Annotated in this window: 8 protein-coding genes; 2 read left to right on the top strand and 6 right to left on the bottom strand. The window is 59.8% G+C overall.

Annotation, left to right across the window (positions count from 1 at the left end; genetic code table 11):
* Together ACIPLA_RS21175 and ACIPLA_RS21170 are read left to right on the top strand one after the other, a co-directional pair.
* On the top strand, positions 1-1237 hold a 1237-nt coding region (locus ACIPLA_RS21175; RefSeq protein ID WP_401175634.1), incomplete at its 5' end, for a glutamine synthetase family protein.
* A 246-nt stretch (positions 1238-1483) separates the two neighbouring features.
* The gene (locus ACIPLA_RS21170) at positions 1484-2122 is read left to right on the top strand and encodes a TetR/AcrR family transcriptional regulator (protein WP_218395350.1); all 639 of its coding nucleotides are present in this window, start codon (positions 1484-1486) and stop codon (positions 2120-2122) included.
* Between the two features lie 201 nt (positions 2123-2323).
* On the opposite strand, the gene ACIPLA_RS21165 is transcribed toward ACIPLA_RS21170, so the two are convergent.
* From ACIPLA_RS21165 to ssuE, 6 genes are all read right to left on the bottom strand, one after another.
* Positions 2324-2539 carry a molybdopterin-binding protein gene (locus ACIPLA_RS21165; RefSeq protein ID WP_003229256.1) on the bottom strand — a complete coding sequence of 72 codons (216 nt, stop codon included), beginning with the start codon at positions 2537-2539 and terminating at the stop codon, positions 2324-2326.
* Between the two features lie 34 nt (positions 2540-2573).
* On the bottom strand, positions 2574-3380 hold the full coding sequence (ssuB, locus tag ACIPLA_RS21160) for an aliphatic sulfonates ABC transporter ATP-binding protein (protein ID WP_123500365.1): 807 nt from the start codon (positions 3378-3380) through the stop codon (positions 2574-2576).
* Positions 3377-4159 carry an aliphatic sulfonate ABC transporter permease SsuC gene (gene ssuC, locus ACIPLA_RS21155; RefSeq protein WP_218395351.1) on the bottom strand — a complete coding sequence of 261 codons (783 nt, stop codon included), beginning with the start codon at positions 4157-4159 and terminating at the stop codon, positions 3377-3379. Before ssuC ends, ssuB begins: the two co-directional genes overlap by 4 nt.
* 9 nt (positions 4160-4168) lie before the next feature.
* Positions 4169-5317, bottom strand: a complete 1149-nt coding sequence (gene ssuD / locus ACIPLA_RS21150) for an FMNH2-dependent alkanesulfonate monooxygenase (protein ID WP_218395352.1) — start codon at positions 5315-5317, stop codon at positions 4169-4171.
* A gap of 25 nt (positions 5318-5342) precedes the next feature.
* Entirely contained in the window at positions 5343-6308 is a 966-nt protein-coding gene (locus tag ACIPLA_RS21145; protein WP_218395353.1) for a sulfonate ABC transporter substrate-binding protein, read from the bottom strand.
* 101 nt (positions 6309-6409) lie between these two features.
* Positions 6410-7003, bottom strand: coding sequence for an NADPH-dependent FMN reductase (gene ssuE / locus ACIPLA_RS21140; protein WP_007899466.1), 594 nt, complete (start codon positions 7001-7003; stop codon positions 6410-6412).
* Between the last annotated feature and the right edge of the window lie 214 nt (positions 7004-7217).

The following is a 7217-nucleotide window of genomic DNA, read 5'->3' as shown; positions in this document are numbered from 1 at the left end:
CCACAAGGTTTACGAGAAAGGCATCAACCTGCCGGCCTCTCTATTTGCTCTGGATATCAATGGCTCGACGGTGGAAAGCACCGGCCTGGGCCTGGACATCGGCGATGCTGACCGAATCTGCTATCCAATCCCCGACACCCTGTGCAATGAGCCCTGGCAGAAGCGCCCGACCGCGCAACTGCTGATGACCATGCACGAACTCGAAGGTGATCCTTTCTTCGCCGACCCGCGCGAAGTCCTGCGACAAGTCGTAGCCAAGTTCGACGAGATGGGCCTGACCATCTGCGCTGCGTTCGAACTGGAGTTCTACCTGATCGACCAGGAGAACGTGAACGGTCGCCCACAACCGCCGCGCTCGCCGATCTCCGGCAAACGCCCGCATTCGACACAGGTCTACCTGATCGACGACCTCGACGAATACGTCGATTGCCTCCAGGACATTCTGGAAGGTGCGAAAGAGCAAGGCATCCCTGCCGACGCGATCGTCAAGGAAAGTGCCCCGGCACAGTTCGAAGTGAACCTGCATCACGTGGCCGACCCGATCAAGGCCTGCGACTATGCGGTCCTGCTCAAGCGTCTGATCAAAAACATCGCCTATGACCATGAGATGGACACCACCTTCATGGCCAAGCCTTACCCTGGCCAGGCGGGTAACGGTCTGCATGTCCACATCTCGATTCTTGATAAAGATGGCAAAAACATTTTTGCCAGCGAGGATCCCGAGCAGAACGCCGCACTGCGTCACGCGATCGGCGGTGTGCTCGAGACCCTACCCGCGCAGATGGCTTTCCTCTGCCCGAACGTCAACTCCTACCGTCGTTTCGGCGCACAGTTCTACGTGCCGAACTCGCCGTGCTGGGGCCTGGACAACCGTACCGTGGCCATCCGCGTACCAACCGGTTCCTCCGATGCCGTGCGCATCGAACACCGTGTCGCCGGCGCCGACGCCAACCCGTATCTGTTGATGGCTTCTGTTTTGGCGGGCGTGCACCATGGCCTGACCAACAAAATCGAGCCGGGCGCACCCGTGGAAGGCAACTCCTACGAGCAGAACGAGCAAAGCCTGCCGAACAACTTGCGTGATGCACTGCGCGAACTGGACGACAGCGAAGTCATGGCCAAGTACATCGATCCGAAATACATCGACATTTTTGTCGCCTGTAAAGAGAGCGAGCTGGAGGAGTTCGAACACTCCATCTCCGACCTCGAATACAACTGGTACCTGCATACCGTGTAAGCGGTTGCAGTAAAAACAACGCCGCCGGCTGACAAAGCCTGCGGCGTTTTTTTATGGCTTTTTTTCAGCAGGACCGAGGCGCCTGCTTCGCGAGCAAGCCCGCTCCCACATTAGATCTCCAGTGAACAAAGTATTTGTGTACGGGGCAGAGTTCAAAAGTGGGAGCGGGCTTGCTCGCGAAGGCGTCCGGGCAGACAACAACAAACCCTGCTCGTACAATGCCCGCTGCCCCCGCAGGAGACTTCGATGACCCGACTCGCCACCCCACGCAAACCCCGCGCCCGCAGTCAGGCCCGGATCGATTCGATACTCGATGCCGCCCGCACGCTGCTGGCCGCCGAGGGCGTGGCCAGCCTGTCGATCTACAGCGTCGCCGAACGCGCGGAGATCCCGCCCTCCTCCGTCTACCATTTTTTCGCCAGCGTCCCGGCCCTGCTTGAAGCCCTGACCGCCGACGTCCACGCCGCATTCCGCGCCTGCCTGCAAGCACCCATCGATCACCATGCCCTCAACGGCTGGCGCGATCTGTCGCGACTGGTGGAACAACGCATGCTCGCCATCTACGACGAAGACGCCGCCGCCCGCCAACTGATCCTCGCCCAGCACGGCCTGACTGAAGTCACCCAGGCCGACCGCCAGCACGACATCGAACTCGGCGACCTGATGCACAAGCTGTTCGACCACCACTTCGAACTGCCGACCCTGCCGAGTGATGTCGATGTGTTTGCGCTGGCCATGGAGCTGGGCGATCGGGTGTATGCACGCTCGGTGCAACAGCATGGGCAGATCACGCCGCGCATGGCTGAAGAAGGGATGCGGGTGTTTGATGCTTATCTTGGGTTGTATTTGCCACCCTATCTGCCCAAGCGCGGTATTACAGCCTGATCCTCGCGGGCTTCACTGGCCCCTTCGCGAGCAAGCCCGCTCCCACAGTGGATTTCTGTCGTACAGAGAATCTGTGGCCACTGAAGATCAAATGTGGGAGCGGGCTTGCTCGCGAAGGCCGCACCGCCGAACTCACTGAGTCACACGCATAAAAACCCCCGAAGGGCTCACACCCTCCAGGGTTGTTGTTTACGCACGCACTTACAACTTGGCGATCGACACCTCGGTGGATTTCACAAACGCGATTACTTCACTGCCGACCACCAGTTCCAGCTCTTTCACCGAACGGGTGGTAATCACCGAAGTGACGATGCCGGAGGCCGTCTGCACGTCGATTTCCGACAGCACGTCACCCAGCACGATTTCCTTGATCGAGCCTTTGAACTGGTTACGAACGTTGATGGCTTTGATAGTCATGATGTTGATTCCTGTCGTTGGATGAATCTTTAAGTTATTGAGCCCAACGCAATTGCGCAGGCAGTGGTGAAACAGGTTCCGGTTCCGGCGGTTGGCCAGGCAGGGACAGCACGCGGTTGAGCACTTCGGTTTCCAGCGCCGCCAGCCGATGGGAGCCACGGACCCGAGGGCGCGGCAGCTCCACATGCAGGTCGAGGCCGACTTCGCCCTCTTCAATCAGGATCACCCGATCGGCAATCGCCACTGCTTCGCTGACGTCGTGGGTCACCAGCAACACGGTGAAGCCATGCTGTTGCCAGAGCCGTTCGATCAGCTGCTGCATTTCGATTCGGGTCAGGGCATCCAATGCGCCCAGCGGTTCGTCGAGCAACAGCAAGCGCGGTTGATGGATCAACGCGCGAGCCAGGGCCACACGTTGCTTCTGCCCGCCGGACAAGGCTGCCGGCCATTCGTTGGCGCGATCCGCCAGGCCGACCGCTTCGAGCGCTTGCAATGCTTGCGGCCGCCAGTTGCCCTTGAGCCCGAGACCGACGTTGTCGATGATCTTTTTCCACGGCAGCAGACGCGCTTCCTGGAACATCAGTCGAGTGTCTTCCCGCGCATCATTCAGTGGCGCTGCGCCTGCAAGCAGCTGCCCCCCCGTGGGCTTGTCGAGACCGGCGAGCAAGCGCAGCAAAGTACTTTTGCCGCAGCCGCTACGCCCGACCACCGCGACAAACTGCCCGGCCGGAATGTGCAGATCGATTTCACGCAACACTTGCCGCGAACCGAAGGTTTTTTGCAGCTTGCGCACCACCAGCGGAATACCGCGCAGCAGGCGTGGAGGTTGTTGAGCCGTCATGCGGCACCTCCCTTGGTTACCTGATAAGCCGGATGCCAGCGCAGCCATACACGTTCAAGCCCTCGCGCCGCCAGATCAGCCAGCTTGCCGAGCACCGCGTACAAAAGAATCGCCAGCACCACCACGTCGGTCTGCAAAAACTCCCGGGCATTCATCGCCAGATAGCCGATGCCCGAGCTCGCGGAAATGGTTTCCGCCACGATCAAGGTCAACCACATGAAGCCCAGCGCAAAACGCACACCGACTAGAATCGATGGCAGCGCACCCGGCAAAATCACTTGGCGAAACAGGCTGAAACCGGACAAGCCATAACTGCGCGCCATCTCCACCAGCGCCGGATCGACGTTGCGAATGCCGTGATACGTGTTGAGGTAAATCGGGAATAACGTACCCAACGCCACCAGAAAAATCTTCGCCGACTCGTCGATGCCGAACCACAGGATCACCAGTGGAATCAACGCCAGGTGCGGTACGTTGCGGATCATCTGCACCGAACTGTCGAGCAGACGTTCGCCCCACGTCGACAGGCCAGTGATGAAGCCCAGCGCAAGACCGATGCCGCCGCCGATGACGAAACCGAGCGCCGCGCGCCAGCCGCTGATGGCCAGGTGAGTCCAGATTTCACCGCTGCTGACCAGGCTCACACCGGCTTCGATCACCGCGATCGGCGCCGGCAGAATCCGCGTCGACAACCAGCCCGCCGACACCGACAACTGCCACACCGCCAGCAACAAGACCGGCAGCGCCCAGGGCGCGAGGTTGTGGATGATTTTCTTCATGGCGGCGCCTCAGCTCTGGGACGCGGCTTTGGGAAGAATGTCGTTGGCTACCATCTCGCCGAACGGGCTGACGTAACCGGCGCTTTTCGGCAGCTCCGGACGCTCGATATCCAGGTGCGGGAACAGCAACTCAGCCACCCGATAGGACTCTTCCAGGTGTGGATAACCGGAGAAGATGAACGTATCGATGCCCAGGTCCGCGTATTCCTTCACCCGAGCGGCCACGGTCGGGCCATCGCCGACCAGCGCCGTACCGGCTCCGCCGCGCACCAGACCGACACCGGCCCAAAGGTTGGGGCTGACTTCCAGATGGTCGCGACTGCCACCATGCAACGCGGCCATCCGTTGCTGGCCGACCGAATCGAAACGCGCCAGAGACGCCTGGGCACGGGCAATGGTGTCATCGTCCAGATGCGAGATCAGTCGATCCGCCGCTTGCCACGCCTCGGCATTGGTTTCGCGAACGATCACATGCAGACGAATACCGAAGCGCACAGTGCGACCGAGCTTCGCGGCTTTGGCACGAACCTGCTCGACTTTTTCTGCCACGGCGGCCGGTGGCTCGCCCCAGGTCAGAACCATTTCGACCTGCTCTGCCGCGAGGTCTTGGGCGGCTTCCGACGAGCCGCCGAAATACAGCGGCGGGCGCGGTTGCTGGATCGGCGGATAGAGCAACTTGGCGCCCTTCACGCTGATGTGCTGACCGTCGTAATCAACGGTTTCACCTTCCAGCACCCGGCGCCAGATGCGAGTGAATTCCACCGAAGCCTGATAGCGCTCTTCGTGACTGAGGAACAAACCGTCGCCGGCCAGTTCTTCCGGATCGCCACCGGTGACCAGGTTGAACAGCGCACGGCCGCCAGACAAGCGATCCAGTGTCGCGGCCTGACGCGCCGCCACCGTCGGGGAAATGATCCCGGGGCGCAGGGCGACAAGGAATTTCAAACGTTGGGTCACCGGGATCAGCGATGCGGCTACCAGCCACGAGTCTTCGCAGGAGCGACCGGTGGGAATCAGCACCCCGCCAAAGCCCAGACGATCCGCCGCTTGCGCGACCTGTTGCAGGTAACCGTGGTCGACGGCGCGAGCGCCTTCAGCGGTGCCAAGGTAATGGCCATCGCCATGGGTAGGCAGGAACCAGAAGATATTAAGGCTCATGGAGTGGTCTCCTCAGGAAATCGAATTACGGCGCTTTGGCCACGGCGGTGGGTGGCGTCCAGATCACGTCTTTGATGCTCAAGGGTTTGGGAATCAGCTTGAGCTGGTAGAAGCTGTCGGCGATTTTTTGCTGGGCAGCGACTACTTCCGGCGTAAGGAACAGCGCGCCGTAGCCCTGGCGTTTCACCGAGGTCAGGGTGATGTCCGTTGGCAGGCCGAGCAGCGGCGAAACTTGCTTGGTCACGTCCTCAGGATTGGCCTTGGACCATTCGCCAACCGCGCGCACTTCTTCCACCAGAGCCTTGATCACTTCAGGATTTTTCTGCGCGTAAGATTTGGTCGCCAGGTAGAACTGATGGTTGTCGACGAGGCCTTTGCCGTCGCGCAGAGGGCGTGCTTGCAGTTGCTGTTCGGCGGCGGCCTGGTACGGGTCCCAGATCACCCAGGCATCGACGCTGCCACGCTCGAACGCGGCGCGGGCATCGGCTGGCGGCAGGAACACGGTCTGGATGTCGGTGTATTTGAGGCCGGCGTCTTCAAGCGCGCGCACCAGCAGGTAGTGCACGTTGGAGCCTTTGTTGAGCACGACTTTCTTGCCCTTGAGGTCCTGCACCGATTTGATCGGCGAGTCCTTCGGCACCAGGATCGCTTCGCTGTGTGGCGCTGGTGGTTCGTAGGCGACATAAAGCAGATCGGCGCCGGCGGCTTGGGCGAATACGGGCGGCGTTTCACCGGTGACGCCAAAGTCGATGGAGCCGACGTTCAGGCCTTCGAGCAGTTGCGGGCCACCGGGGAATTCAGTCCATTGCACGTCCACGCCCTGGGCGGCGAGGCGTTTTTCCAGTGTGCCTTTGGCTTTGAGCAGCACCAGGGTGCCGTATTTCTGATAGCCGATTCGTAATGTCTCGGCCTGAGCTTGAGTAATGGCGCCGAAGGTTACAGCCGCAGCAAACAGAGCGACCAGACCACGACGCAAAATGACAGTGCGCATAGCGCTCTCCTTTTGCAGTAGGGTTTTGGCTGCACCTGCTTGCCCGTTAGCGGGCCAGTAAGGTGGAGTACTTCAAATTCAGATGTGGCTTGAGGGCTGACTTAAATGCTCCAGCGAGCACTCAACAAACGTTCGTTCAACAGGTTTGGATCAAGCGGCTTGGGCCGACGAGCCATGGCGCTGAAAAACTGCTCCAGCGCTTCAAACAATCGTTGCGCAAGCTCCGGCGCCAACTGCGCCTGGGCGCTGCCTTCGCCGTAAGCGATCTGGCTGTCCACGGCAAAAATCCCCTGCAGCATTTCCTGGGCTTTCAACGCCGACAGCACCGGTTTGAGCGCGTAATCCACCGCCAACATGTGGGCGATACTGCCGCCGGTAGCCATCGGCAAAACCACCTTGTGGCTCAAGGCGCGTTCGGGCAGTAGATCGAGCAAGGTTTTCAGCGCACCGGAGAACGACGCTTTGTAAACCGGCGTGGCGATCAGCAAGCCATCGGCGTTTTCAATCTGTTGCAACAGGTCGATCACTTTCGGGCTGTCGAAACGGGCATGCAGCAAATCTTCGGCCGGGAAGTCCCGTACCTGGTAACTCACCACTTCCACACCTTGCTCTTGCAACCAGCGTCGCGAGCGCTCCAGCAAAACTCCGGAACGGGAGCGTGGGCTGGGACTGCCACCGAGTGAGACGACCAGCATTCAGACAATTCCTTGAGCGGTGTTAGCGATTCGCGGCTTGCGATCTCGCGTTGATGGAGTGACCTTAACAGCTGATTTATATATCCATAAATCATATTTATTCATTTGGTTATACTTTAAATGAATATATGGATTGTCTTTTTTTAGGTAAAAAAACAGGCCGTCGAAACGGCCCGAAATCCCCTGCTTTGTGGATGACATGAAATGTTCATTG

It is taken from the genome of Pseudomonas sp. NPDC086112 (assembly GCF_044746425.1).
Classification (GTDB): Bacteria; Pseudomonadota; Gammaproteobacteria; order Pseudomonadales; family Pseudomonadaceae; genus Aquipseudomonas.
This window is presented reverse-complemented; position numbering and strand designations above follow the sequence as displayed.